At 74.3% G+C, this 25,754-nt stretch carries 24 protein-coding genes; 15 read left to right on the top strand and 9 right to left on the bottom strand.

Features of this window, described 5'->3' with window-relative positions; all coding sequences use genetic code 11:
- Positions 1 to 192: 192 nt before the first annotated feature.
- The 6 genes from AB0O36_RS07060 to AB0O36_RS07035 all read left to right on the top strand — a co-directional run bounded on the left by AB0O36_RS07060 (position 193) and on the right by AB0O36_RS07035 (position 6,796).
- On the top strand, positions 193 to 669 hold the full coding sequence (locus tag AB0O36_RS07060) for a hypothetical protein (protein ID WP_365105216.1): 477 nt from the start codon (positions 193 to 195) through the stop codon (positions 667 to 669).
- Positions 666 to 1,454, top strand: coding sequence for a transcriptional regulator (locus tag AB0O36_RS07055; protein WP_365105213.1), 789 nt, complete (start codon positions 666 to 668; stop codon positions 1,452 to 1,454). Before AB0O36_RS07060 ends, AB0O36_RS07055 begins: the two co-directional genes overlap by 4 nt.
- 50 nt (positions 1,455 to 1,504) lie before the next feature.
- Positions 1,505 to 1,918: a roadblock/LC7 domain-containing protein gene (locus AB0O36_RS07050; protein WP_365105211.1), complete on the top strand. Its 414-nt coding sequence runs from the start codon at positions 1,505 to 1,507 to the stop codon at positions 1,916 to 1,918.
- 128 nt (positions 1,919 to 2,046) lie between these two features.
- Entirely contained in the window at positions 2,047 to 2,421 is a 375-nt protein-coding gene (locus AB0O36_RS07045) for a hypothetical protein (RefSeq protein ID WP_365105208.1), read from the top strand.
- A 187-nt stretch (positions 2,422 to 2,608) separates the two neighbouring features.
- Positions 2,609 to 6,187 carry a bifunctional glycosyltransferase family 2 protein/CDP-glycerol:glycerophosphate glycerophosphotransferase gene (locus tag AB0O36_RS07040; protein ID WP_365105205.1) on the top strand — a complete coding sequence of 1,193 codons (3,579 nt, stop codon included), beginning with the start codon at positions 2,609 to 2,611 and terminating at the stop codon, positions 6,185 to 6,187.
- Between the two features lie 123 nt (positions 6,188 to 6,310).
- A complete protein-coding gene (locus AB0O36_RS07035; RefSeq protein WP_365105202.1) occupies positions 6,311 to 6,796 on the top strand; it encodes a VOC family protein in 486 nt (161 codons plus the stop codon).
- Positions 6,797 to 6,868: 72 nt separating this feature from the next.
- Here AB0O36_RS07035 and AB0O36_RS07030 read toward each other — a convergent pair whose 3' ends face one another.
- Positions 6,869 to 7,606 (bottom strand): Sir2 family NAD-dependent protein deacetylase, encoded by a 738-nt coding sequence (locus AB0O36_RS07030; protein ID WP_365105200.1) that lies wholly within the window; start codon positions 7,604 to 7,606, stop codon positions 6,869 to 6,871.
- A 41-nt stretch (positions 7,607 to 7,647) separates the two neighbouring features.
- Positions 7,648 to 7,935 carry a hypothetical protein gene (locus AB0O36_RS07025; RefSeq protein ID WP_365105197.1) on the bottom strand — a complete coding sequence of 96 codons (288 nt, stop codon included), beginning with the start codon at positions 7,933 to 7,935 and terminating at the stop codon, positions 7,648 to 7,650.
- Between the two features lie 273 nt (positions 7,936 to 8,208).
- On the opposite strand from AB0O36_RS07025, the gene AB0O36_RS07020 reads away from it, so the two are divergent.
- Both AB0O36_RS07020 and AB0O36_RS07015 read left to right on the top strand, forming a co-directional pair.
- Entirely contained in the window at positions 8,209 to 8,823 is a 615-nt protein-coding gene (locus AB0O36_RS07020; RefSeq protein ID WP_365105194.1) for a hypothetical protein, read from the top strand.
- Positions 8,824 to 8,908: 85 nt separating this feature from the next.
- On the top strand, positions 8,909 to 9,763 hold the full coding sequence (locus AB0O36_RS07015; protein WP_365105191.1) for a GNAT family N-acetyltransferase: 855 nt from the start codon (positions 8,909 to 8,911) through the stop codon (positions 9,761 to 9,763).
- 233 nt (positions 9,764 to 9,996) lie between these two features.
- Here AB0O36_RS07015 and AB0O36_RS07010 read toward each other — a convergent pair whose 3' ends face one another.
- The 4 genes from AB0O36_RS07010 to AB0O36_RS06995 form a co-directional block, all read right to left on the bottom strand.
- A complete protein-coding gene (locus AB0O36_RS07010; RefSeq protein ID WP_365105189.1) occupies positions 9,997 to 10,440 on the bottom strand; it encodes a subtilase-type protease inhibitor in 444 nt (147 codons plus the stop codon).
- A 316-nt stretch (positions 10,441 to 10,756) separates the two neighbouring features.
- Positions 10,757 to 11,218, bottom strand: a complete 462-nt coding sequence (locus AB0O36_RS07005) for a Crp/Fnr family transcriptional regulator (protein ID WP_365105186.1) — start codon at positions 11,216 to 11,218, stop codon at positions 10,757 to 10,759.
- An 85-nt stretch (positions 11,219 to 11,303) separates the two neighbouring features.
- Positions 11,304 to 11,705 carry a hypothetical protein gene (locus AB0O36_RS07000; RefSeq protein ID WP_365105184.1) on the bottom strand — a complete coding sequence of 134 codons (402 nt, stop codon included), beginning with the start codon at positions 11,703 to 11,705 and terminating at the stop codon, positions 11,304 to 11,306.
- 159 nt (positions 11,706 to 11,864) lie between these two features.
- The gene (locus AB0O36_RS06995) at positions 11,865 to 12,851 is read right to left on the bottom strand and encodes an Lrp/AsnC family transcriptional regulator (protein WP_365105181.1); all 987 of its coding nucleotides are present in this window, start codon (positions 12,849 to 12,851) and stop codon (positions 11,865 to 11,867) included.
- A gap of 257 nt (positions 12,852 to 13,108) precedes the next feature.
- On the opposite strand from AB0O36_RS06995, the gene AB0O36_RS06990 reads away from it, so the two are divergent.
- The 3 genes from AB0O36_RS06990 to AB0O36_RS06980 all read left to right on the top strand — a co-directional run bounded on the left by AB0O36_RS06990 (position 13,109) and on the right by AB0O36_RS06980 (position 18,677).
- Complete coding sequence (locus tag AB0O36_RS06990; protein WP_365105179.1) at positions 13,109 to 14,554, top strand: MFS transporter; 1,446 nt, start codon at positions 13,109 to 13,111, stop codon at positions 14,552 to 14,554.
- The gene (locus tag AB0O36_RS06985; RefSeq protein ID WP_365105177.1) at positions 14,551 to 15,831 is read left to right on the top strand and encodes a M20 family metallopeptidase; all 1,281 of its coding nucleotides are present in this window, start codon (positions 14,551 to 14,553) and stop codon (positions 15,829 to 15,831) included. Before AB0O36_RS06990 ends, AB0O36_RS06985 begins: the two co-directional genes overlap by 4 nt.
- A 110-nt stretch (positions 15,832 to 15,941) precedes the next feature.
- Entirely contained in the window at positions 15,942 to 18,677 is a 2,736-nt protein-coding gene (locus AB0O36_RS06980; protein WP_365105174.1) for a DNRLRE domain-containing protein, read from the top strand.
- A 4-nt stretch (positions 18,678 to 18,681) separates the two neighbouring features.
- Here AB0O36_RS06980 and AB0O36_RS06975 read toward each other — a convergent pair whose 3' ends face one another.
- Entirely contained in the window at positions 18,682 to 18,990 is a 309-nt protein-coding gene (locus AB0O36_RS06975; RefSeq protein ID WP_365105171.1) for a metalloregulator ArsR/SmtB family transcription factor, read from the bottom strand.
- A gap of 74 nt (positions 18,991 to 19,064) precedes the next feature.
- Between AB0O36_RS06975 and AB0O36_RS06970 the strand changes: the two genes are divergently transcribed.
- Positions 19,065 to 21,197, top strand: coding sequence for a heavy metal translocating P-type ATPase (locus AB0O36_RS06970; RefSeq protein WP_365105168.1), 2,133 nt, complete (start codon positions 19,065 to 19,067; stop codon positions 21,195 to 21,197).
- Between the two features lie 282 nt (positions 21,198 to 21,479).
- Here the strand turns inward: AB0O36_RS06970 and AB0O36_RS06965 are convergent, their stop codons facing one another.
- Positions 21,480 to 21,992 carry a hypothetical protein gene (locus AB0O36_RS06965; protein WP_365105445.1) on the bottom strand — a complete coding sequence of 171 codons (513 nt, stop codon included), beginning with the start codon at positions 21,990 to 21,992 and terminating at the stop codon, positions 21,480 to 21,482.
- Positions 21,993 to 22,221: 229 nt separating this feature from the next.
- On the opposite strand from AB0O36_RS06965, the gene AB0O36_RS06960 reads away from it, so the two are divergent.
- Complete coding sequence (locus AB0O36_RS06960; RefSeq protein WP_365105165.1) at positions 22,222 to 22,653, top strand: hypothetical protein; 432 nt, start codon at positions 22,222 to 22,224, stop codon at positions 22,651 to 22,653.
- 103 nt (positions 22,654 to 22,756) lie between these two features.
- Here the strand turns inward: AB0O36_RS06960 and AB0O36_RS06955 are convergent, their stop codons facing one another.
- Positions 22,757 to 23,248, bottom strand: a complete 492-nt coding sequence (locus tag AB0O36_RS06955; protein WP_365105162.1) for a hypothetical protein — start codon at positions 23,246 to 23,248, stop codon at positions 22,757 to 22,759.
- A gap of 178 nt (positions 23,249 to 23,426) precedes the next feature.
- Between AB0O36_RS06955 and AB0O36_RS06950 the strand changes: the two genes are divergently transcribed.
- Together AB0O36_RS06950 and AB0O36_RS06945 are read left to right on the top strand one after the other, a co-directional pair.
- Complete coding sequence (locus AB0O36_RS06950) at positions 23,427 to 24,665, top strand: MFS transporter (protein WP_365105159.1); 1,239 nt, start codon at positions 23,427 to 23,429, stop codon at positions 24,663 to 24,665.
- A 33-nt stretch (positions 24,666 to 24,698) separates the two neighbouring features.
- Entirely contained in the window at positions 24,699 to 25,706 is a 1,008-nt protein-coding gene (locus AB0O36_RS06945) for a peptidoglycan-binding protein (RefSeq protein ID WP_365105156.1), read from the top strand.
- Positions 25,707 to 25,754: the final 48 nt, after the last annotated feature.

The following is a 25,754-nucleotide window of genomic DNA, read 5'->3' as shown; positions in this document are numbered from 1 at the left end:
GCACTGTGAGGACGCTTCCGCTCGCGATGTGACCACCCTCGGCCGGATTCGGCCAATCCGAGTCACCTTCCGCGCATGTTCCGCTGGAAAATGCCAGAACCCCCTTCCGTAGTGCGGAACTTCAGTAAGTTCCTCTGTGTCGCCGCCGTACGACTGTGCGCTACGGAACATCTGGCCGGGAGGGGAGCCCGCGTGCCCGGGATCGACGAGTGCCTGCTGCAAGCCATGACCCTGCCCGGTGCCCGGGGCGCCGCGCTGGTGGACTGGAGCAGCGGGCTGGCCCTCGGCACCGTGGGGGAGTCGCCCGTCGGCGACCACGAGACCACGGCGGCGGAAACCGCCGAACTGGCCCGGGCCGCCGCGGAATACGAATCCTTCGCCTCCGCCGGACCACCCCCCGAGCCTACCTTCCGGTCCGCCGCGGAGGTCCCGGACGGCAGACCGGGCGGCAGGACGACCGGGGGGACGGAGGGGGCCCCGGGGGCCGACGGGCCACCGGTCGAGGACCTGATCGTCACCACCCGCACCGGATACCACGTGCTGCGCTTCGTGAACACCAGCTTCGACAGCAGCGTCTTCCTCCATCTCTGGCTGGACAGAGCGGAGGGCAACCTCGCCCTCGCCCGGATCAGACTCCGCGATCTCGCCGAAGGGCTGGTGCTGAGATGAGCGCCGCCCGCCCGGCCGCCGACTGCGCGGTCGTCTCGCCCCTGCTGACCCGGCTCGCCGCCGAGCGGGCCACCGGAGCCCTGCTGAGGGACCGCGGCACCCTGTTCCTGGAGAACGGACGCGTCGTGCACGCGGAGAGCCCCGCCACCCCCGGCCTGGACGTGCTGCTGACCACCGGCGGCGGACTCGCCCCGGAACGCTGGCGGGAGGCCGTGGACCGGGCCGGAGCCCGCCGCCAGGTGGCCCGCTTCCTGGTGGACAGCGGCGGTCTGGCCGACGGCGAACTGGAGATATGCCACCTCGCCGCCATGTACGACGCGGCGTTCTTCGCCCTCTCGCCCGGCTCCGGCCCGTCCCGCTTCCGGCGCGGCGCCACCCACTGGATAGGCCGGGTGCGCTCCGTCCCCGCCGAGGCCGTGGAGCGCGAGACCCGGCGGCGCCGCGAACTCCTCGACGCGGTCTGGCCCTACCCCACCCTCGACATCGCCCCGGTGGTGCCCCGGCAGGCCGCCCCCGGACAGACGGTCACCACCCGCCAGCGGATCCTGCTCCGCCACGCGGACGGCGTACGGACCCCCGCCCAGCTGGCCTGGGCCCTGGGCCGGCCGGCCTTCCACACGCTGCTCGACGTACGGCGGCTCGCCGCGGCCGGACTGGTCGAGACCCCGCACGCGCCGGCCCCCCGACCGGCCGTGCCCCCCCTGCCCGACTGGGTCACCGAAGCGCAGAGCCCGGACGTGGCCCTGCTCCGCCGGCTCCGCGACGCCCTGGAGGCAAGCCTGTGAGGCTCCCGCTGCGGCCGCGTTCCGACCGGCGCCAGCCCGAAAGGAGAACGGTGACGGTTCCCGCCGAAGCCGAGACCGAGATACTCGCCGAGCTCCGGCGGCTGCGGGCCCGCGTCCCCCAGCTCACCGGAGCCCTCGCCGCCAGTGCCGACGGCCTGGTGCTGGCCCAGGACTCCGCGACCACCGAGGCCGAGGCGGTGGCCGCGCTCACGGCCGCCGCCCTCGGGGTCGCCCAGCGACTGGCGGACACCACCGGGCAGGGCGCCTTCCGTGAACTGCTCGTCCGCGGGGAGCACGGCTACATCGCCACCTACGCCGCGGGCGAGGCCGCCGTCCTCACCCTGCTCGCCGAGCCCCGCGCCAACGTCGGCCGCCTCCACCTGGAAGCCCGCCGCTCCAGCCTGCACATAGCCGGACTGATCGACACCAGCCTCGCCCGCCGGGGCCCCGGCGGGCGCCCCTGAACGCCGCATTCCCGAAGAACCCCGCATTCCCGAAGAACCCTGCATTCCCGAAGAACGCCGCACTCCCGGACACCACCGTCCCCGACACGGCAACGAACCCGCGTACCCGATCGAAACGGAGAATCCCCATGGCGAACGTCGACACGGTCCTCAAGGAAGCCACCACCACCATCGACGGCGCGATCGGCGCCGCCCTCGTCGACTACAGCAGCGGCATGGCCCTCGGGACGGCGGGCGGAGGAAAGGACCTCGACCTCAACGTCGCCGCCGCGGGCAACACCGACGTGGTGCGCGCCAAGGTCCGCACGATGGAGCTGCTGAACCTCCAGGACGACATCGAGGACATCCTGATCACCCTCGGCGGCCAGTACCACCTGATCCGGCTCCTCAAGGGCCGCAACTCCCAGGGCCTCTTCCTCTACCTCGCCCTGGACAAGAAGCGGGCCAACCTCGCGATGGCCCGTCACCAGCTCCGGCAGATCGAATCGGGCCTGGAGGTCTGAGCGTCGTCAACGGAGCTGTCACCAGCGGGTCACAGTCCAGCGGCGGGCGGCTTAAATCTGGCCGCCCGCCTCACTGACATCTGGCGAAATGTACTGATTTGCCCGGACTTCACAAAGTCGTTACCGCGTAAGATGTTGTACTTAGCTGATCATTGACTGACAAAGCCCGCTGGAGAGCTCGCACCCCATGTCACCGCGCCTGAGCATCGTCGTCCCCGTGTACAACGTTGAGCTCTACCTCGACGAGTGCCTGGACTCCCTGGCCGCCCAGACGTTCCGCGACTTCGAAGTCGTCATGGTCGACGACGGCTCGACCGACTCCAGCGCGGTCATAGCCAAGGCCTTCGCCGCCAAGGACAAGCGGTTCCGCCTGGTCATGCAGGAGAACGCGGGACTCGGTGCCGCGCGCAACGTCGGCGCCCGCCACATCTCCGAGGGCAGCGAGTTCCTCGCCTTCGTCGACAGCGACGACACCATGCCGGACAACGCCTATCAGCTGATGATCGACAGCCTGGACGCGACGGGCTCCGACTTCGTCGCGGGCAACGTGCTCCGCTTCCGCTCGGTCGGCATGAACCAGTCCTGGGGACACAAGGCGCCGTTCGCGAGGACCCGGCTGAAGACCCACATCTCCAAGTTCGCGCCGCTGGTCACCGACCGCACCGCCTGGAACAAGGTCTACCGCCGCACCTTCTGGGACGAGCACGGCTTCCAGTACCCCGAGGGCATCCTCTACGAGGACGCCCCGGTCAGCATCCCCGCCCACTACTTCGCCGAGAACGTCGACATCCTCAGCGACGTCGTCTACCACTGGCGGGTCCGCGAGACCGGCGAGCGCTCCATCACCCAGCGCTCCACCGACCCGGTCTCCCTCACCGACCGCGTGACCTCCGTGCGCCTGGTCCGCGAGTCCCTCCAGGCCAAGGAAGGCCCGGTCTACGCCAAGTACCTGCGCGAGTACGACCACAACGTGCTCGTCGAGGAACTCCCGCTGATCTACAAGTACGTACCCGAGGGCGGCGAGGACTTCCGCGCCGCCTTCGTCAAGGACGTCGGCGGCCTGGTCCGCGAGATCGGCACCCGGCCCTGGGCCGACCTCACCGTCGGCGACCGCCTCAAGGCGTACTTCGCCCGCGAGGGACGCGTCGAGGACTTCATCGCCCTGCTCAAGCACCAGGACGACTTCTCCTGGAGCATCCCGGTCAAGGGCCTCGCCCGCCCGCAGGCCGACTACCCCTTCCTGCAGGGCCGTCCGCCGGTCCCGGCGCCGCTGCTCGCCGTCGGCCGCCCCGAGCGCCGCCTGGTCAGCGGCCTGGAAACGGTCAAGTGGGCCGACGGCAAGCTGCTCCTGCGCGGCTTCGGCTTCCCCGGCCAGCTCGGCGCCGAGAGCCGGCTCCGCTCCCGCAAGAAGCTGGTCTTCCGCGAGAAGGGCCAGCGCCGCAAGGTCGTCGTCGGCGCCCGCACCGTCGCCGACCCGCAGGTCAGCGCCACCCACGCGCACCTCGCCCTGCGCCACGCCGACTGGTCCGGCTTCACCGCCGTCCTCGACCCGACCGCCTTCCAGCAGGGCGGCCGCTGGCAGGACGGCGTCTGGAACGCCTCCATCGTCGTCAAGGACGTGGCCATCCCCTACCAGGCCCGGCTCATGGCCGGTGACCACGACAGCGCCCAGGCCCCGCCGGCCCACTGGGTCGACCAGGACGTCCGCATCGTGGCCTCCACCGCCGGCAGCGCCCTGTCCCTGAAGGTGCAGAACGTCAAGGCCCGGGTCACCGAGGCCCGCACCGCCGGCGCCGAAGCCTTCGAGCTCGGCGGCGAACTCGCCGAACACCCCGGGGACGGCGCCGTGCTGCGCGCCGAGCACCAGCACACCGGCAAGGTCGCCACCTTCCCGCTGCAGCCCGGCTCGCTCGCCGGCAACGGCCGCACCCCCTTCACCGTGCGGGTCCCGCTCGACGGGCTGGCCGCCGTGCCCGACCGCGAGACCGAACCCGGCCACTGGACCCCCGAGCCGTGGTCGGTCTCCGTCGAGAAGGCGGACGGCACCCGCCTGGACCTTGCGCACGACGAGCGCGGCGGATTCCACGGCCTGGTCCTGCCGGTCCCCGGCGACACCACCGGCCGTGCCCTCTACGTCAAGCGCACCGCAGTCGGCCACCTGCAGTTCTGCATGCAGCCCTCGCCCCCGCTGGTCGAGCGCGCGAGCACCGACAACGGCGTGATCACCCTCGGCGGCACCTTCCACAAGCCGTCCGCCCACGCCGACGAGGAGTACGAGCTCGTCCTGCACAACTGGCGCGGCGAGGAGTACGCCTACCCGGTCAGCACCGCCGACGGCCGCTTCGAAGCGGTCTTCACCCCGGTCCTCCCCGAGTCCTACGCCGGCCGCGCCACCCTGCCCGAGGGCCGCTGGTGGCCGACCCTGCGCCCGGTCTCCCAGGCCGGGACCACCGCGGGCCTCCTCGGTGTCGACCGCGGCGCCCCCGTCCAGATGACCGCCCCCGCCCTGGGCGAGAGCCCGGTCACGGCCACCGTCGACGGCCGCCGCATCCACGTCCAGTCCCGCTTCCACGACCGCATGGCCCTGGTCTCCGACCCGCTGCGCAGCCCGCACGACCGGGCCCGCTACCACCAGCGCGTCATGCGCGACGAGACCTACCCGCAGCTGCGCACCGCGCCGCTCCGCGACGTCGTCGTCTACTCCACCTTCCAGGGCAACGGCGTAGGCGACTCCCCGCTGGCCGTCCACCACGAGCTGGTCCGCCGCGGCGAGAAGCTGGAGCACGTCTGGCTGGTCAACGACGGCCGCGCCGAGGTCCCCGCGACCGCCCGCGCCGTGGACCCGCACTCCCAGGAGGCCTGGGAACTCCTGGCCCGCGCCAAGTACTTCGTCACCAACGACAGCGTCCCGCGCTGGTTCGAGCGCCGCGAGGGCCAGACCGTCGTACAGACCTGGCACGGCACGCCGCTCAAGCAGATCGGCCTCGACTACATCCACGACTACTACACCAGCCCCGCGGTCCTGGAAGCCCTGGAGCACGACAGTGCCCAGTGGACCCTGCTGGCCTCGCCGAGCTCCTTCGCCACCCCGGTGCTCACGCGCGCCCTCGGCTTCAAGGGCGAGGTGCTGGAGGTCGGCAGCCCCCGTACGGACGTCCTGGTGAAGCGGGACGAGGAGCGGGCCGCCGAGGTCCGCCGCCGGCTGGGCGTACCCGAGGGCAAGAAGGTCGTCCTGTACGCCCCGACCTGGCGGGAGAACCGCGAGGGCTGGAGCGGCGGCTACAAGCTCGACCTGCGCATCGACCTCGACGCCGCCCGGCGCGAGCTCGGCGAGGACCACGTCCTGCTGGTCCGCGGCCACTACCGGGTCAACGAGCAGGTCCGCGACGCCGTCCGGGACGGCTTCGTCAAGGACGTCTCGCGCTGGCCCGACACCACCGATCTGCTGCTCGTCGCCGACGTACTGATCAGCGACTACTCCTCCGTGATGTGCGACTTCGCGCTCACCGACAAGCCGATCCTGGTGTTCGCCTACGACCTGGAGCACTACCGGGACACGCTGCGCGGCTTCACCTTCGACCTGGAGGAGAAGGCCCCCGGCCCGCTGCTGGCGGACTCGGACAGCCTGATCGCGGCCGTGCGCGACGCCGACGCGCTGGGCGAGGAGTACGCGGAGAAGCGGGCCGCCTTCCGCGCCGGGTTCGCCGACCTCGACCGGGGCGACGCCACCGCCAAGGTCGTCGACCGGATGCTCGGCACGAAGTAGCGGCCGCCGGCCACTGGGCCGGACGAGTGCTTCCCGGGCCGGTCCCGGGCCCCGACCGATGAGTCCGGGGCCCGGGACCGGTCTGTATGGGGGAGTTCCCCCCCCCATACCAGGAGGCAGAAGATGAGCAGCACCGGTTTCACCACGTGCCTGTGGTTCGACGGGCAGGCGGAGGCCGCCGCCGACTACTACCTGTCGGTGTTCAAGGACGGCACCCGCGGCCGGGTCGGCCGCTACACCGACGCGGGACCCGGCGAGCCCGGATCGGTCATGGTCGTGGAGTTCGAGATCAACGGCCAGAAGTTCGTCGCCCTCAACGGCGGTCCCGAGTTCACCTTCAACGAGGCGATCTCCTTCCAGGTCCACTGCGCCGACGAGGAGGAGGCCGACTACTACTGGGACGCCCTCACCTCGGGCGGCGGGCAGGAGGTCGCCTGCGGCTGGGTGAGGGACCGCTTCGGGGTGTCCTGGCAGGTCATCCCGGCCGGGGCGATCGAGCTGATCGCAGACCCGGACCCGGAGCGCGCGGGCCGGGCCACCCGGGCGATGCTGGGGATGAAGAAGCTCGACGTGGCGGCGATGCGGCGGGCCGCCGACGGCGCGGAGTAACCTTCCGCCCCGGTGCGCCGACGGCGGGGAGCAGCCCTCCGCCCCGGTCCGCCGCCGGCGTCCGTCCCTGCGCTACGGCCTCGGCTCCGCGGCGATGCGCCGCAGCAGCGCGGGCAGCGCGGTTCCGATCGGCTCGCGTACGACCTCCTCGGCGAGGGGGTCGTACGGGGTCTCCTCTGCATTGACGATGATCAGCCGCGCGCCGTGCTCCGCCGCCATGCCGGCCAGCGAGGCGGCCGGCTGCACCTGCAGGGTGGTACCGACCGCGATGAAGACCTCGCAGCCCTTGGCCACGGCCATGGCCTGCGCGAGCACCTCGGGGTCGAGCCGTTCGCCGAACATCACGGTGGCCGCCTTCAGGACGCCGCCGCAGGCCGTGCACGCGGGATCGGGTTCGCCCGCGGCCACCCGGGCCAGTGCCTCGTCCATCCCGGACCGGACCTGACAGCGGGTGCAGACCACGGCCCGGGCCGTGCCGTGCAGTTCGAAGACCTTCCGGTCCGGCAGCCCGGCGAGCTGGTGCAGCCCGTCCACGTTCTGCGTGAGCACGCGGACCGGGATGCCCGCGCGTTCCAGTTCGGCCACGGCGAAGTGGGCGGCGTTGGGCTTCGCACCGAGCGCGCCGATCTCGGCGCGCATCAGCCAGGACCGCCGCCGGATCTCCGGATCGGCCATGTAGTGGTCGTACGTGACGAGCTTCTCGGCGTCCGGCTCCCGGCGCCACAGGCCGTTCGGCCCGCGGTAGTCGGGGATTCCCGAGTCGGTGGACATTCCGGCCCCGCTGAGCAGGGCGACGAGCGGCTTTCCCATGCGGGGACTGTACGGATCACCCCGCCGTGGGGGCCACCGGTTTACCCGGGCGCTACCGGGCCCCCCGTGGCGAGCAGCAGGGCCGCGGTCGCCGTCCAGACCGCCGCCACGGAGCCGAGCAGCCCGCGCAGCTCCCGGCCGGCCGTGGCGAACCGCTGGGTCAGGTCCAGGGTTCCGGCGGCGCCGGCCAGCAGTCCGAGCCCGGCGGCGAGCGCGCCGGGCAGCGGGACCAGCAGGGCCGAGGCCGCCGCCGGCCCGGCACCGCCCGCGAGCACCAGTCCGTAGAACACCACCGCCACCTGCCGCGCCGCACGTGTCTCGACGAGCACCGCGTCCCCCTTGCCTTGCTCCGGTTTCCCTGCCCGGTCGGTGCCGCTCGCGCCGCACCGCACCGCATCCGCTGGGAGCATGCCTCACCGCGGCGGACGCCTAACCGGCCCGTGCGCCACGGACGGGTGAACCTCGGCCGTGCGCATCTGAGTAGGGGTACTCAGGCCGGCTGTCGGCGCCTCCGTGCAGAATCGGTTCCGTTCTGTTCCGTTCCCTGCCGTTCCCTGCCCTTCCCTTCCGTCCTTGTCCTCCGATGCACCGGGAGAACCGAGTTGATCCGCCGCCACGTCCACGCTCCCGCCCTGGCCGCTCTGTTGGCGGGCGCGCTCGCCCTCACCGCCTGCGGCACGACCAAGGCCGGAGCCGGTTCCGGCGCATCGGCCTCCGCCACTCCCGACTACGTACGGCAGGCGGCGGCCTCCGCGGCGGCCGGGAAGCAGGAGCACGACCGCACCTTCCCGGACATCGCCGCACGCTGCAGGGACGCCCAGGCGTCCCCGAGTCCGACCGGCACCCCCCGTCCGACGGAACCGCTGGATCCCGAAGCCGCCAAGTACGCCGAGAACCACGCCTTCCGGGCGCAGGCCGAGCTGTCGCCGGAGGCCGAGTGCCGGGGCCGTGCGCACGCCGCGCGGATCGGCAAGGGCCTGTTCGGCACCGGGAAGACGGCCCCCACCACCGAGGACGCCCTGCGCAAGTCCCTGGAAGGGCTGGGCTACCGGACCACCTCGGGCGAGGTGTTCACCTCCGGCGGGGCCCTCGGCTTCGCCTTCTTCGTCCCCGGCGCGGGCCCCTGCGTCACCGGGTTCCTGGGCACTCCGCCGAAGGTGGAGGCGCACGGCGCGTACGTCGAGGGCGGCTGCCTGGAGCCCCGCGGCGGGCACTGACCGCCCGCGGCCGGCTCCCCGGCGGGTTCCGCGAGCGGGCCGGAACCCGCCGGGGAGCCGGGCACGATCTGGTACAACACCCCGCATGAGGGGACTTGACATCACCGGCGCGAGCGCCGCAGACATGGCACTGTTCACCGCGTGGGCCGACGAGGAGGGCTGGAACCCGGGCGCCACCGACCGGTACGCGTTCGCCGTGGCCGATCCGGAGGGCTTCCTGCTGGGGCGGGTCGACGGGAAGCCCGCCGCCTGCATCTCCGCGGTCCGCTACGGCCCCGGCTTCGGCTTCATCGGGTTCTACATCGCCCACCCCGCATTCCGCGGCCAGGGCTACGGCATCCAGGTCTGGCAGGCCGGCATGGCCCGGCTCGACGGCCGCCTGGTCGGTCTCGACGGGGTGGTGGACCAGCAGGAGAACTACCGCAAGTCCGGTTTCCTGCCGGCCTGGAACAACGTCCGGTACGAAGGGGTACCGCAGGGCTCCGCGGGCCCGGCCGACGTCGGCCCGGGCGTCTCGGTCGTCGACGCGGCTACCCTGCCCTTCGCCCTGCTCGCCGCCTATGACCGGCGGTTCTTCCCCGAGGCGCGTGACGCCTTCCTGGCCGCCTGGACCGGGCTGCCGGGCCGCACCGCCCTCGCGGCGGTCCGGGACGGGCGGATCGAGGGCCTCGGCGTGGTCCGCCCGTGCAGCGGCGCATCGCGGATCGGTCCGCTCTACGCCGCGACGCCGGGCATCGCCGCGGCCCTCGTGCACGGCCTGGCGGAGCGGGCCGGCGGGCCGGTGGCCGTGGACGTACCGGACGCGAACCGGGCCGCCACCACCCTCGTGGAACAGCTGGGTCTGGCGCCCACGTTCGAGGCCGCCCGGATGTACACCGGGCCCGCGCCCGAGGTGGAGCGGGCCGGGATCTACGGTGTGACCAGCCTCGAACTGGGCTGACCCGGACCCGGACCCGGACCCGGACCCGGACCCGCACCCGGACCCGGACCGGCGCCCGGACCGGGTCCGGCGCCCTGACCGGGGCAGTGCCCCCGGACATGACGGCGGCCCGTCGCAGGTGCGCGACGGGCCGCCCGATCGGGCTCGGAGCGCGGTGCCGGGATCGCTGTGCCCGGAACGCGGTGCCCGGAACGGAGCGTGACCGGAGAGACGCCCGTCCGGACCCGGCGCCCTCAGAACGAGAACACGGACCCGCCGCTGTTGCGCATGGCGCACCGGTTGGCGAAGGTGTGCTCGTAGCCGATCCGGCGGCCCTCCCAGACCCCCGTCGCGGTCACCGTCACCGGGTCCCACTCCCGGGTGCACGCCAGCTCGCGGCCGGCGTCCGTGATCGCGTCGAACTCGGCCCCGGCGGAGCGTAATTCGGCACAGGCGGCCGACGGGTCCGGGTGCGTCCCCGCCGGGGTCAGCGAACAGGACAGGGTGACCGCCCGCAGGATCGTCCCCCCGTCGGCGTCCTCCCCGGCGGTGATGTCCAGGACCAGCGCGGAGGGCGCGTACAGGCGCTCAGCCCCGGACGGCGCGGCGCCCGCCGGCCCGGACCAGGCCAGTGTGGCGAGCACGGTCATCGCCGTGGCGGTGGCCGCGAGTCCCAGACTGCGCATGATGGATCGCATTGCGAACACTCCTCGGATCTTGACTCCGGATAACGGACAGGAGTCTTGCTCACCTCGGCGCCGGGCGCCGCTCGCCCGTACGATTTCGCGTCACGTGTGGTGACTGCATGTGTGCAGTCCGTGGCCGCGCCGACGCCGCGACCTGCGACGCGGCCGAGCTCGGAATCGTCCGATCCGCACCGGGCCCCACCTGGGGGGCAGGGTCCGGCCCACCCTCCGGGACCCGGTCCGGCGCCGATGTCCCGGAGCCGCCGGTCCGGTGGGGGAGGGGCCCGGGGAAAATGACGCGATCCGACTCCGTGTCGTCACCCGCGGGTCAGCCGAAGCTGCCGGTCCGCGGCAGGTAGAGATCCAGCAGCCGGGTCCTGGTCTGCTGCAGGCGGTAGGCGAGGACGCGCGCCACCCAGTGGCCGACGGCGGATCCGAACGCCGGATCGGCGTCCATCTGCATCCGCACGGTCTCCCCGTCGAACTCGTACGCCCGCACCGGGGTCATCGCCTCGGCGCTGAGCTGCCACACGTACGGCGGGAACAGCCAGGACCAGCCGACCAGCTCGCCGGGGCCGAGGCTCTCGATGACGGCCGGGCGGCGTTCGGGCACCGGCAGCTCCAGCGTGACCGTGCCGGACCGGACGATCCAGAACGAGTCCGCCCGTCGGCCCTCCTCGAAGAGGCGGGCCCCCTCGGGGAAGTTGACCTCTCGGGCGAAGGACATCAGCCGTCCGCGGTGCTCGGTGGACAGGGCGGCGGCGATGCGCGTGGGGGAAGGTGTGCTCACGACGGCCTCCGATCAGGGCCCCCCGTCCCTCCAGTGTCCGCTGCCGGACGGAAGAAACCCTTCCGCGGGGCGTGTGTCCGCCCCGTCAGTCCCCCTCCTGTGCCTCCAGGCAGGCGATCTCCATGGAGTCGAGCACGGCCTCGTGGCTGCGCCGGCTCAGCTCGGCGACGTTCTCGATCTGCGCGGTGGCCCACGAGGACAGGGTCATGACCAGCACCCGCAGTCCGTCCGGGCCGTGCTCGGCCAGGACCGCGTCGGCCAGCACCATCGCGCCTTCCGGGACCCGCTCGGGGGGTTCCAGCCCGACCAGCTGGCGCAGCAGCCCGATGGTCCGCCGCGAGATCTCCGGGGTGATCAGGGCCAGCCGCCGGTCCTCTTCCTCGTCCCACGAGTCCGATAAGTCCGCAGGGTCCGCCGGGTCCGCCGAGTACGACGCGTCCGACGAGTGCGACGAGTCCGCCGAATCGAGTGGGTCCGGCGACTCCACGGAGTCCTTTGGGTCCCTCGCGTCCCTAGCGTCCATCCGCCGTCCCGCCCTCCGTGCCGTGCCGTGCCTGCCCCTCCCCGCACCGTAGAGCGCCCGGCGCCCGCTCCGGGACGCTTTTGCCCGATCCGGTACGGACCCATGGGCACGCCCGGGCCGGGGTCAGCCCTGCTCGGCGACGCCCGCCCGTTTGTACGTCCGCATCAGCAGGGCCGTCTCCGCCTGGGTGACCCCGTCCAGCTGGGCGAACACGCTGGTGGTGAAGGTGTGCAGCGCGCGGGTGTCCCGGTGGCTGGAGTAGCCGAGCAGATTGGTGCTCCCGGTGGTCACCACCAGGTGCCGGACCGCCGGCTCCCGGGCCAGCAGCTGGATCGCCGACCCCAGCCGCCGGTGGTCCACGCCGATCCGGAACCGGGCCTCCACCGGATACCCCAGCACCGCCGGGTCCGCGTGCAGGCGCAGGTGGAGGACGTGCGATCCCATCAGCCGGGCCAGCCGCCGCCGCGCGGTGGTCTCGCCGACCCGCAGCTCGCGCGCCAGCCGGGTGGTGGACATCCGGGCGTCCCGGCTCAGCAGGGCGACCAGGGTCCGGTCCAGTTCGTCCACGGCCGGCGGCTCGGGCAGGAGCCGGCCCTCCATGGCGTGCCGGCGGACGCCGGTCGGCTCGTCGTCGTACGGGGCCCAGTCGCTGGCCGTCAGCAGCAGCCGCAGCACCACCGAGGAGTGGATGTCGACGACCCCCGCCAGCCGGCCGACGGCCGAGTCGATGAGGGTCAGCAGTGCGTCGTGGTCCGGCGCGGTCAGCTCCGCGAAGACGTCGAGGGCGCCGGTGGCGACCTCCACCGACCGCGTCTCCGGCCGCCGGGCCAGGGCCAGCGCGGTCTCGTGCACCCGCCCGGGCGCGCAGCGCACGGCCAGCTCCGCCGTGACGCCTTCGCCGAGGTGCTCGGGGATCAGCGCGGCCGTGAACCCCACCCGGCCGCTCGCCGTCATCCGGTCGAGGCGGCGGGCCACGGTCCGCTCGTGCACCCCGGCCGCCGCGGCCACCTCGGCGAACGCGGCCCGCGGATCCCGGTGCAGGGCGCGCAGCACCTCGTGGTCGACGGCGTCGAGCGGGAGCGGCGTCCCGCCGCGCTGTCCGTTGGTCATGGCGCGCATCCTCTCGCACGCGGAACGGCTGTCCGTGCCGGGCGCAGGGACAGGCCCTGACGCCGGAATCCACCGTGATGGACGGGCTCGATGCCGCGTTCGGCCGACTCTGACGGTCACTCTTGCCCGCGGGTGGTCCCTCTGGCGACATTGTCATGCGGAATCCGCACATCCGCCCCTGGCGAACGCCGGGGCCGAGGCGGTCCGCCCCCTTCCTGCCCGGCCCGCGAGGGCTTCTCCCGAACGAGGTGGTACGTATGACGGACACCGCTGCCCCCACGGACACCGTCAGACGGCGGGGCGTACGGGCGACCCCGGCCGCGGCCGTGATCGCCGCCGTCGCGCTCGTCGAGCTCGTCTCCGGCATCAACCAGGGCTTCCTCTCGCCGCTGCTGCGCGGTCTGACCGACACCCTGGGCGTCACCGCCGCCGACCTCAACTGGATCAGCATCGCGAACCTGCTGGCCAGCGTGGCGTTCACGCCCGTGCTCTCCCGGATGGGCGACCTCTACGGCCACCGCCGCGTACTCCGCTGGAACCTGGCCATCGTGCTCCTCGGCGCGGTCCTGGTGGGCTTCAGCCGCTCCTTCGGCATGCTGCTCGTGGGCCAGATCCTCCAGGGCGCCTTCGCCGGCTTCTTCCCGCTGCTGGTCGGCATCCTCCGCAACCGCGACCGGGGCAGCGCCGAGAGCCGCCGCGGCATCGCCATCATGGTCGCCGCGCTGGTCGGCGGCCTCTCCTTCGGCCTGGTCGCCAGCGGCCTGGTGGCCCGCTCCGTGGACAGCCCCACCGCGGCCCTGTGGGTGCCGGCCGTGGCCACCGGCCTGGCCCTCGCCGTCACCTGGCCGCTGCTCCCCGAGTCCGACCACCGGCCCGGCGGCCGGGTGGACTGGGCCGGAGGCATCCTGCTCTGCCTCGGCCTGGTGGCCGTCATGCTCGGCCTCGGCCTCGGCGGCACCCCCGGCTGGGAGTGGACCTCGGCCAGGACGCTGGGCTCCCTGATCGGCGGCGTGCTGGTCACCGCGCTGTGGGTGGCCGTGGAACTCCGCACCGCCGAGCCGATGATCGACGTACGGATGTTCCGGCACCGCAACGTGGTCGTCGTCTCCCTGGTCACCCTGACCTTCACCTTCTGCATGCTCGGCCTGCAGGTCGCCAACCCGGTGTTCCTGGGCACCAGCCCCGCCGAAACCGGTTACGGGCTCGGCCTGGACCCCTTCGCCATCGCGCTGGCCATGCTGCCCAACCTGCTGGTCCTGGCCCTCGGCGCACTGATCGCCCCGGCCGTCGCCGCCCGGGTCTCCGACCGGCTCACCCTGGTCACCGGTTCGCTGCTGATGGCCTCCGGCTACCTGCTCTCCCTCACCTGCCACTCCGACCGGGTGCTCTTCCTGGCCGGCACCGCCGTGGCGGGCCTCGGCACCGGATTCCTGCAGCACTCCACCCGCACCCTCGCGGTCGAGGCCGTCCCGCAGGACCGGACCTCCGTGGGCTCCGGCATCAACGAACTGCTGATCAACGTCGGCGGATCGGTGGGCGCGGCCGCCGTACTGACCGTCTTCGCCGCCCGCACCCCCGCCGGGCAGGTGCTCCCCGAGCTCGGCGCGTACACCACCTCCTGGACCGTGTGCGCCCTGGTGTCCGTGGCCGGCGCGGGCATCGCCCTGCTCTACCGCGACCAGTCCCGCAAGGAGCGCGCATGACCACGGACGGCCCCGTCGCAGTGACCGGCCCCGACGCGGCGACCGGCACCGACGCGGTGAACGGCACCGAGGTCGTGACCGGCACCGAGGCCGCGCTGCGCGAGCACGCCCGGCAGACCCTCACCCGGCACCAGGACACCGTGCTCGGCCTCAGCCACGCCCTGCACGCCGACCCCGAACTCGCCTACGAGGAGCACCGCGCGGCCCGCCGGATCGCCGATCTCGCCGAGGCCGCCGGCTTCGAGGTGAGCAGGGGCGCGTACGGGCTGCCGACCGCCCTCAGCGCCACCGCCGGCACCGGTGACCTGGTCATCGGCATCTGCGCCGAGTACGACGCCCTGCCCGGCATCGGCCACGCCTGCGGCCACAACGTCAACGGCGCCGCCTCGGTGGCCGCCGCCCTGGCCCTCGCCCCGCTCGCCGACGAACTCGGCATCACCGTCAAGCTGCTCGGCACCCCCGCCGAGGAGTTCGGCGGCGGCAAGATCGACATGATGCGCGAGGGCGCCTTCGACGACGTGGCCGCCGCGATGATGGTGCACGCCGGACCCTCGGACTCGGTCGGCATGAGCTCGCTGGCCATCAGCAGCTGGAAGGTCGGCTACACCGGGCGCGCCGCGCACGCCGCCGCGATGCCCGAGCGCGGCATCAACGCGGCCGACGCCATGATGATCGCCCAGGTGGCCATCGCCGCCTACCGGCAGCAGATGCGCCCCGGCGCGGTGGTCTCCGGGGTGGTCACCTCCGGCGGCGAGGCCGCCAATGTCATCCCCTCCGCCACCGCCGCGGACTACGACTGCCGAGCCGTCACCAGCGAGGAGCTGGCCGAACTCCAGGCCCGGGTGCGGGCCTGCTTCGAGGCCGGGGCGCTGGCCACCGGCGCCGAACTCGCGCTGGAGACCGTCGGCAACGACTACGCCGACCTCCGCCAGGACTTCGACATCGGCCGCCGCTACCTGGCCGCTGCCCGCGACCTCGGCCGCCGGGTGCTGGACGCCGATCCGACCCTGCGCGGCGGCTCCACCGACATGGGCAACGTCTCCCACTTCGTCCCGACCATCCACCCGATGATCGGCTACGACTGCGGCGACACGATCATGCACAACCCGGAGTTCACCCGCTACGGCATCACCGACGCGGCCGACCGGGCCGTGCTGGACGGCGGCCTGGCCATGGCCTGGACCGCCATCGGCCTCGCCACCGACCCGCGGCACCGCGCGGGTCTGCTGGCCCGCCTCGCGGCGCGGCCCCCGATCACCTCCGCAATGGGCAGGTAATCGGCCAAGTCGGGTGCCGGGGACGGCCGGTAGCCCTATTGTGCGCCCGTACGGATGTCGTACGGGCGCACAGTCATGCGTACGCCGATCGCCCAGCAAGAGGGGGGTACATGCGCAGAAGCAGGTGGCTGACAGCCGCCGTCGTCCTGTCCGTGGCGGGTACCGGGGCCGGTCTCGGACTCGGATCCGCACCCGAGGCCGCGGCGATCACACCGCCCGTGGCCTTCACCGCCGACCCGCTGCCCACCTGGCAGCCCAACGGCGTCGTCTGGGCCCTCGCCGAGGCCGACGGCACCGTCTACGCGGGCGGCACCTTTTCCGCCGTCCGGCCGCCCGGCGGATCCGGCGGGGCCGAGCAGCCCGCCGTCAACTTCACCGCCCTGGACGCCGCCACCGGCGCCCCCACCTCCTGCAAGCTCTCCTTCACCGTGGCGAGCGGCACCGCCACCGTCCGCGCACTGGCGCTCTCGCCGGACAAGAAGACCCTGTACGCCGGAGGCTACTTCGGCGCCGTCAACGGCACCCCGGTCAGCAGCCTCGCCGCCATCGACACGGCCACCTGCGCCCCGAAGGCCGCCTTCCGGCCGGCCTTCGCCGCCACCGTCCGGGCCCTGGCCGTCACCGGCGACACCGTCTACGCCGGCGGCGACTTCCTGACCGTCGCCGGGCAGCCCCGGCAGCGGTTCGCCGCCGTCGCCGCGTCCGACGGCGCCCTGCGCCCGTTCACCGCGAACGCCGACGAGCCCGGCCGGGCCGTCGAGGTCACCCCGGACGGGACCAAGGTCCTCCTCGGCGGGGACTTCTTCACCGTCAACGGCACCGCCTCGCACGCGTTGGCCGTGGTCGACGCCGGCAGCGGGGCGGTCACCCGGGCCTACCCGGGGTTCATCGAGACCAACTCGGTCGTCAAGGACATCGCCGCCGACGCCACCGGCTTCTACACCGCCAACGAGGGCACCGGCGGCGGCGTCTTCGACGGCCGGATCGCCCTGGACCTCGCCGGTTTCAACCAGCGCTGGCGCGACACCTGCCTCGGCGCCACCCAGGCGGTCCTGCCGTACAAGGCGGTGCTCTACAGCGCCTCGCACGCACACGACTGCTCCAGCGTCGGCGAGTTCCCCGACGGCCGCCGCAACCACCTGCTGGCCCAGCCCACCACGAGCGTGGGCAAGCTCGGCTGGGCCCCGGACACCAACGACGGCATCGGCGAGGGCATCGGCCCGCGGGTGATGACCGTCGGCTCCAAGGGCTCCGTCCCGTACCTCTGGGTGGGTGGCGAGTTCACCACCGTCAACGGCGCGGCCCAGCAGAGCCTCACCCGCTTCGCCTCCACCGGCGACACGGGCGCGCCCACCACGCCGGCCGCGAGCGCGGTCAGCTTCCGGCCCGGCCAGGTCCAGGTCCGCTGGCGCACCAGCCTCGATCTCGACGACAGCCGGCTGACCTACCGGGTGTACCGGAACGGTGCCGCCGCCCCGATCGCCACGGTCGACGCCGACTCGCTGTTCTTCCGCCGCCCCCAGGCGTCCTGGACCGACACCACGGTCAGCGCCGGCCAGACCTACACCTACCGGGTCACCGCCACCGACGCGGCCGGCAACACCAGCGCCCTGTCCGCCACCGCCACGGTGACCGTCCCCACCGCCCCGGAGGCGTACCCCGACCGGGTGCGCTCGGACGGCGCCCAGCTGTACTGGCGGTGGGACGAGTCCGTCCTGCCCTACGTCGCGGACTCCTCGGACGGCGGCAACACCAGCGGCGTCCACCACAACGCGCCCGCCCTGCGCCAGACCCCAGCGGCCGTCACCGGGCCGAGCACCGCCATCGGCTTCAACGGGTCCGACAACAAGGTCTACAGCGACCGGCGGACCACCGTCGGCAGCAGCTACACCCTGGAGACCTGGGTCAGGACGGGAACCACCCGCGGCGGCAAGCTGTTGGGCTTCGGCAACAACACCGAGCGGGGCAGCAGCCAGTACGACAAGCACCTGTACATGACCGACGACGGCCGGCTCGTCTTCGGCGTGTACACGGGGGCCACCCGGACCATCACCACGGGCGGCACCGACCGCTACAACGACAACGCGTGGCACCACGTGGTCGCGACCCAGGGCCCGTCCGGCATGGTGCTGTACGTCGACGGGGTGCAGAAGGGCACCCTGAACGTCACCACCCACGAGAACTTCGCCGGGTACTGGCGGGCCGGCGGCGACAGCCTCGGCGGCTGGCCGGACCGCCCCACCAGCGAGTTCTTCGCCGGACAGCTGGACGAAACGGCCGTCTACCCGACGGTGCTGACGGCGGCGCAGGTGCAGAACCACCACAACCTGGCCAAGGCGCCGGCGAACACCGTCACCCGGGTCACCGCGGCCGCGGACACGTACGCCAACGCGGGGGCGCCGGGCACCAACTACGGCACCTCCGGCTCGCTGGCCGTGCGCGGCAGCGCCCTCTACGCCTCCTACCTGCGGTTCGACCTGCCGGCCGCGCCGGCCGGGACGGTGCTCAAGTCGGCCACGCTGAGCGTGAAGACCAGCACCATGGCGGGCGCCGGGACCGCCGACACGGTCTCCGTGGTCCCGGTCACCGGGGCGTGGACGGAGGCGGGCACCACGTACGCCGACCGTCCGGCGCTCGGCGCCACCGTGCTCGGCACCTTCCCGGGCATCCCGGACGGCTCGGCCGTGCACACGACCGCCCTGAACACCGCGGCGGTGTCGGCGGCGCTCGGCGGCGGCTACGACCTGGCCCTGACCGCCACCGGCACGGACGCGCTCTGGCTGTGGTCCTCCGAGGCCGCCGCCAACGAGGGCACCCCGCAGCTGACCCTGACGTTCGGGCCGTAGCGGCTCACCGGGACCGGGCGGTGTGGCCCACGTGGGCCAGGACCGCCCGGAGCAGGGCCGTGACGTGGGCGTCGTGCAGTTCGTACGTCACGTTGCGGCCCGACCGGTGCCCGGCCACCAGGCCGAGGTGCCGGAGCAGCCGCAGATGGTTGGAGACGGTGGGCTGCGAGAGTCCGAGGTCGGCGGCCAGGTCGCCGACCGCGGACGGGGAGTCCAGCAGGTGCGCCAGGATGCGGATCCGGGCCGGGGAGGCCAGGCCCTGCAGGACCTCCGCGACGGCCTCGGCGTCCGTCTCCGGGAGCGTGGGTTCCATGGCCGAAGCCTAGGCGGGCAGGGATCATGACGTCCAGACATCCATATATTTGAATCTGCTGATATGTTGATGTCATGACTTCATCGAGTGAGTACGCCGCGCACACCGCGCACCGCACCGCGGACCCCGCCTGCGGCACCTGCACCGCCCTGGCGGACCCGCCGCGCCGGACCCCGCGGGCGCCTGGCCCGCAGGCACCCCGGCCGCCGAACCACGAGCGCACCGAGCTGGTCTTCGCCCTGTCGGCGCTCGCCGCCTACCTCACCGGGCTGGGCCTGGACCTCACCGGCAGCGGCGGGGCCCTCTCCTCCGTGCCGTTCCTGGCCGCCTACGCCTTCGGAGGCTTCTTCGCCCTCCGCGAGGCCCTCGCCGCCGTCCGCCGGGGCACCTTCCAGGTCGACTTCCTGATGCTCGTCGCAGCGGCCGGCGCCGCCGCCATCGGGAAGTGGGAGGAAGGCGCGGTCCTGCTGGTCCTCTTCAGCCTCGGCCACGCCCTGGAGGGCTACGCACTGGGGCGCGCCCGCCGCTCCGTCGAAGCCCTGGGCGAGCTGGCCCCCCGTACGGCGCGGCGGCTCCGCTCCGCCGGCACCGCCGACGCCACCGCTGCCGCTCCGGCCGCGATGCCGGTCGATGCCCTGCCGGACGCCCCGGCCGAAGTGCCCGCCGAAGTGCCCGCCGAAGTGCCCGCCGAGGTGCCCGTGGAGGTGCCCGTCGAGGACCTGGCCGTGGGCGACACCGTGCTCGTCCGGCCGCACACCCGGATCCCCGCCGACGGCCGGGTCACCGCCGGGACGGGCAGCGTCGACCAGTCCGCCGTCACGGGGGAGAGCGTCCCCGCCGACAAGCGCCCGACGGCCGGCCCGGACACCGCGCCCGGCCCCGAGAACCTGGTCCACGCCGGGACGGTCAACGGCTCCGGCACCCTGGAGATCGCCGTCACCCGCCTCGCCGCGGACAATACCCTGGCCCGCGTGGTCCGCCTGGTCCGGGAGGCCGAGGACCGCAAGTCACCCACCCAGCGGTTCACCGACCGCTTTCAGCGGATCTTCGTACCGGCCGTCCTCGTCCTGGTCGCCGTACTGCTCGCGGCCGGCGTGCTGGCCGGCGAACCCTTCACCGACTCCTTCTACCGCGCCATGGCCGTGCTCGTCGCGGCCGGCCCCTGCGCCCTGGCCATCGCCACCCCCGCCGCCGTGCTCAGCGCCGTCGGGCGGGCCGCGCGGAGCGGAGCACTGGTGAAGGGCGGGGCCCCGCTGGAGGAGTTCGGCCGGGTCCGCACCATCGCCTTCGACAAGACCGGCACCCTCACCGAGGGCCGTCCCCGGCTGACGGACGTCGAGCCCGCCCCCGGCACCGGGCGCGCCGAACTGCTGCGCGTCGCCGTCGCCGTACAGCGGCAGAGCGACCACCCGCTCGCCCGGGCGGTCGTCCGCGACGCCCCCGGCACCCCCGCCCGCGCGGTGGACGTACGGGCCGTGGTCGGCCGGGGCGTCACCGGCGAACTCGACGGCCGGCCCGTCCACATCGGCAGCCTCGCCCACGCCGGCACGCTCGACGGCCCGCCCGTACCGCCGCCGCTCCGCGCCCGCACCGAGGAACTCGCCGCGGCCGGCCGCACCACGATGCTCGTCCGGCACGGCGACCGCTGGCTCGGCGTGCTCGGCCTGATGGACGCCCCGCGCGGGGCCGCCGCCGGGACCGTCACCGCACTGCGCCGCCTGGGCGTGACCCGGATGGTCATGCTGTCCGGGGACGACCGGCGGGTGGCCGCGGCCGTGGGCCGGGCCGTGGGCATGGACGAGGTCCGCGGCGGCCTGATGCCCGAGGACAAGGCGGCCGAGGTCGCCCGGCTCCGCCGGGACGGCGGCCGTACCGCGATGATCGGCGACGGGGTCAACGACGCCCCCGCCATGGCCGGCGCCACCGTGGCCGTCGCGATGGGCGCGGCCGGCTCTCCGGTGGCCCTGGAAACCGCCGACATCGCCCTGATGTCCGACGACCTGCGCCGACTGCCCTTCCTCACCGGCCTCAGCCGCCGGGCGAGCCGGATCATCCGGCAGAACCTCTGGCTGAGCCTGGGCATCGTCGCCGTCCTGGTCCCGGCCACCGCCCTGGGCCTGGGCATCGGCCCGGCGGTCCTGGTCCACGAGGGCTCCACGCTGATCGTGGTCGCCAACGCCCTCCGCCTGCTCCGCCACCCGGACTGACCCGGCATCACCGGCGCCGGGACGCCGTCCCCACCATTCCCGCCGCCGGGTCCGCCGGGTCCGCCGGGTCCGCCGGGTCCGCCGGGTCCGCCGGGTCCGCCGGGTCCGCCGGTCGCGGCGGTCCCGGCCGGGCGCCCGCGGGACCCGGCCGGGTACCGCCGACGCCCGTGGCGGCCGCCCGTACCGGCCGTGCCGGTACAGGCCAGGCCCGACCGCGCTGTTCGGCTCCGCTGTTCGGCTCCGCTGTTCGGTCTCGCCGTCAGGTCCCTTCCGGTGCGGGGTTCACGTCGGCCGCGGCGGCTCCACCTCCAGGAAGCGACGGCCGCGGGGGCCGCGGTAGAGGAGGGCCTGCCAGCCGAGTCCCGTCAGGGCCTCCGCGCAGGCCGCCAGGCGATCGGCTTCGTCGGCCGGGGCGCCGCCGCCCGGCGGGCCGGCCCATTCCACCCGCACCCGGCCGGGGGCCTCACCGGGAGTGGCGCGGTAGCCGGTGGCGGTACGGCGGTCCGTCGAGGGATCGACGGCGGAGGGCGCAAGGCCGGCCGCCTCCAGGGCCAGCGGGACCGCCTGCAGGGGGCGTTCCCGTTCCCAGGCGGCCGGTCCCTCGGTCCCGAGGACCGCACGGATCTGCCGGAGCCCCTCGAAGGCGGTGCGCACCTCCGCGGCTCGCCGCGCGGCCGCGCCGGGCGGGAGCGGCGGCCCGTCGCCGGTGGCCGCCTCGAAGGGCCCACCTCCGTTCCCGGGCCCACCTCCGTTCCCGGGCCGGTCCCCGTCTCCGGGCCGGTCCCCGTCTCGGATCCGGTCCCCGTCTCGGATCCGGTCCCCGTCTCGGATCCGGTCCCCGTCTCGGATCCGGTCTCCGTCCTCGGTCCGGTCCCCGTCCCGAGACCCCCTCCCGGCCGTGGTCGCCATGCCCGTACCTCTGCGTCCGTACGCCCGCCCGCCTGCGCGTCTGAGTATGTGGTGCCGAACGGCCTGAGTACGCACTCCGATTCCCGCTGCCGGCCGCGCTGGTCGAATGGAGCCCATGAACCGCATCGCCGACAGGGCCCGCTCCCTGCGCGCCACCCGGCCGCAGCCTTCGCCGCGCGTCCGGCAGGTCACCGTCGCCGGCCGGGCCCTCGCCACCGCACTGGTCCCCCTGGCTCTGGGGGTGCTGCTGGCGAAGGCCGCGGCCGGGGACCCGATGACCCCGGTGAACGCGCTGATCACCAACGGCGCCCAGAACCCGCGGCTGTCACCGGCCGAGTGGCGCCGCTGCGGCCGGGCCGCCCTGGACCGCCGCTCCCGGGGGAGCGACCGCGGACCCGACCGGGAGCGCGTCCGGGACCGCGTCCGGGGTCTGCGGCGCGTCCGCGCCGGCGGCCCGGTGCGCACCCGGGTGCGCGGCGGCGGCCGGTCCGCCGGGACGACCGGCTCCTGCAGCTCCGTCACCCGGTCCGCCGGATCCTCCGAGTAGCACGGCGTCACCGCCCGCGGGTACGCCGAGGGCCGAGTCCCGTCCCGAAGGCCCTGCCCCTGTGACTCCGGGCCCGGGGCGGCCGCGACCCGGGGCCGGACGGTCAGCGGCCGTACTGCCCCAGGCACAGGTCCACCACCGACGGCGGTACGGCCCCCTCCGCGGCCCCGCACAGGTCCTCCGGGCCGTACGGCTGCGCCGCCCCGGTGCCCGGGACCGGCAGGTGCCGGTGCGCTCCCGCCGGGGGACGGGGGTGCGCCTTGCGCGGCGGCGCCGGACGTACCGGTCGACGGGCCCCGGCCCCGGGTACCGTCGGGCGGTTCACGGCGCGCGGCGGGCGCGGGCCCTCCGCGCGGTCCGGCTCCGGCCGCCCGACCTGCCGGTCCGCGTCCGGCAGCCGGCCGAGCGGGGGTGCGGGCGGGGCCGGGGACGCAGCCGGCGCCGCCGCCGCGTCCGGCTCCGGGGTGCCGGCGGGCGGGACCGCGGTCATGGATCCGGCCGGCGGCGTCCCCCGGGGACCGGCGGACACGCACCCGACGCCGGCGAGGAGGACGGCGAGGGACAGGGTCAGGCGGGTGGCCCGGCGCAACTGCATCGCACCACCATGCCGTACCCTCGCCCAACCATGCCGCATTCCGTCACGCCTGTGGGTGATACCGCCGGAATCGGGGCAAGGGAACGACTGTTCGCCGAAACACCGGATCCGCCGCACCGGATCCACCGCACCGGAGATCCGTCCCGACGGATCACGTACCGCAGTGGAGAGTCCGCGCATGACCACATCCGTTCCGCCCACCCCCGCCAGTCCGCTCAGAGCCTGGTCGGCGGTCCTCGCCGCGTCCCTGAGCATCTTCTGTGCCATCACCTCCGAGCTCCTGCCGGTGGGGCTGCTCACGCCCATGGGCGCCGACCTGGAGGTGTCCGACGGAACCGCGGGCCTGATGATGACCGTCCCCGGCCTGGTCGCCGCGGTGTCGGCCCCCCTGGTCACCGTCGCCACCGGGAGGGTGGACCGCCGGCTGACGCTGTGCCTGCTGATCGCGCTGATGGCCGCGGCCAACCTGGCCGTCGCGCTCGCCCCCAACTTTCCCGTGGTGCTGGCCGCCCGGGTGCTGACCGGGGTCAGCGTGGGCGGGTTCTGGGCGATAGTCGGGGGACTGGCCATGCGGCTGGTCCCCGAACACCAGGTCGGCCGTGCCATGGCCGTGATCTTCGGCGGGACGTCCGCCGCCTCCGTGCTCGGCGTGCCCGCCGGCACCCTGATCGGTGACGTCAGCGGCTGGCGGGCCGCCTTCGCCGCCGTCGGCGGGCTGGCCCTGCTGACCCTGCTCGCTCTGGCCCTGCTGCTGCCCGCGCTGCCGCCCCGCCGGGCGGTCACCTTCGCCGAACTGCCCTCCCTGCTGCGCCGTCACGCGGGCGTCCGGGCCGGCGTCATCGTCACCTTCCTGTTGGTCACCGGGCAGTTCACGGCCTACACGTTCGTCCGGCCGGTGCTTCAGGACGTCTCCGGCGTCGCGGTCGGAGTGATCAGTCCGCTGCTGCTGGGCTACGGCCTCGCGGGCCTGGCGGGCAACTTCCTGTCCGGGCCCCGTGAGGCCCGCCGGACCCTGCTGGTGATCAGCCTGGCGCTGACCGCCGTCCTGCCGCTGCTGGCCCTGCTGGCCAACCCGGTGGCCGGGGGAGCGCTGGTGGTGCTGTGGGGCCTGGCCTTCGGCGGCGTCTCGGTCAGCGTGCAGAACTGGATGAACCAGACCGCCCCGGAAGCCGCCGAGGCCGCCTCCTCGCTGATGGTGGCCATGTTCTGCCTGGCCATCGCCGTCGGCGCGGTGATCGGAGGGTTCGCGGTCGACGGGATCGCGGTCGCGGCCGCCCCGGCGTCCGGCGCCGTCCTCACCCTGCTCGCCGCCGTCACCATCCTGGTCACCCGGCGCGCACGGAGCGGAAGGGTGGAGTCCGCCCAGGTCGGCAGGAATCGGGACACCCTCCAGGGTGAGGACCCGGCGCGGGTTTGACCTTGGCCCCGGTGTGCGCAAGAGTGCGGCTCCGTGTCCCAGCAACGTGACGAGACCGGAGCCGTCAAGCCCGACGGCCCTCTCGTGCGCCCGTACGCACCGGCCTCGGTCCGGCCGGAACCGGAAGCGGACCGGCCGCCCGCCGTGGATGCCGTGGGGGAACCGTGGCCGGTGCCCTGGCCCGGTCCGCTCTCCGGCCCGGACCCCTTCCCCGCACCCGCCGTCGTACCGGGGCACGACCCCGCCCACGGCGACGACGCGGACGGCCACGACCACGGCGACCACGCGGACGCCCATGACCACGGCCGCGCGTACGACCGCGATGACTCGTACGCGTACGGGTACGTGGCCGGGGACGGCCCCAGGGCCGCCGCGCCATGGCCGACGGAACCCGCGGCGGCGCCCGAGGACGGCCGGCACACGACCCGGCTCCGGTCCGGCACCGCCGGAACCGGGGGCCGGGCGGAGAGCCGGAAGGCCGCCGTACGGCGCACCCGCCGGACCCGGCTGGTGCTCGTCGGCCTGGCCGGGCTCGCCGGGGTGGCGGGTCTCGCGCTCCTGCTGCGCGCCCCGGAGGCGGAGCCCCGGCGGACGGAGGCCGACGGCTCGCTGCCGGTGAGCCGCCTCCCCGGCCTGCCGGGCGGCCGCGCCGGCGGCTCGTCCCCCGAGGCCGGGCCGTCCGGCGGGCCCACCGCCACACCCACCGCCACCGCAACGCCCACCACCACCCCGCCATCGGCCTCCGCCCCCTCACCCGGGGGCAGCGCCGGCGGCACGGCCTCGCCCCCGGCGAAGCCCAAGGCGTCCCGCCCCGGCCCGCCGGAGGCGTCCGGCACCCTCCGGCTCGGGGCCACCGGGGCGGAGGTGAGCTCCCTCCAGCAGCTGCTGTTCGGCCAGGGGTTCACCTACGTCTCCGCCACCGGCGTCTACGACAAGGACACCCAGCGCGGAGTACGCCAGTTCCAGCGGGACCGCGATCTGCACGACGACCCCTCCGGCGTCTTCGGCCCCGCCACCCGCAAGGCCCTCGGCGGCCCCTGAGCCCTGCGCGCCCCCCGGCGGCGCGGCCCGGCCGGATGTCCGCGCCCT

It is taken from the genome of Streptomyces sp. NPDC089799, assembly GCF_040684755.1.
Classification (GTDB): Bacteria; Actinomycetota; Actinomycetes; order Streptomycetales; family Streptomycetaceae; genus Streptomyces.
This window is presented reverse-complemented; position numbering and strand designations above follow the sequence as displayed.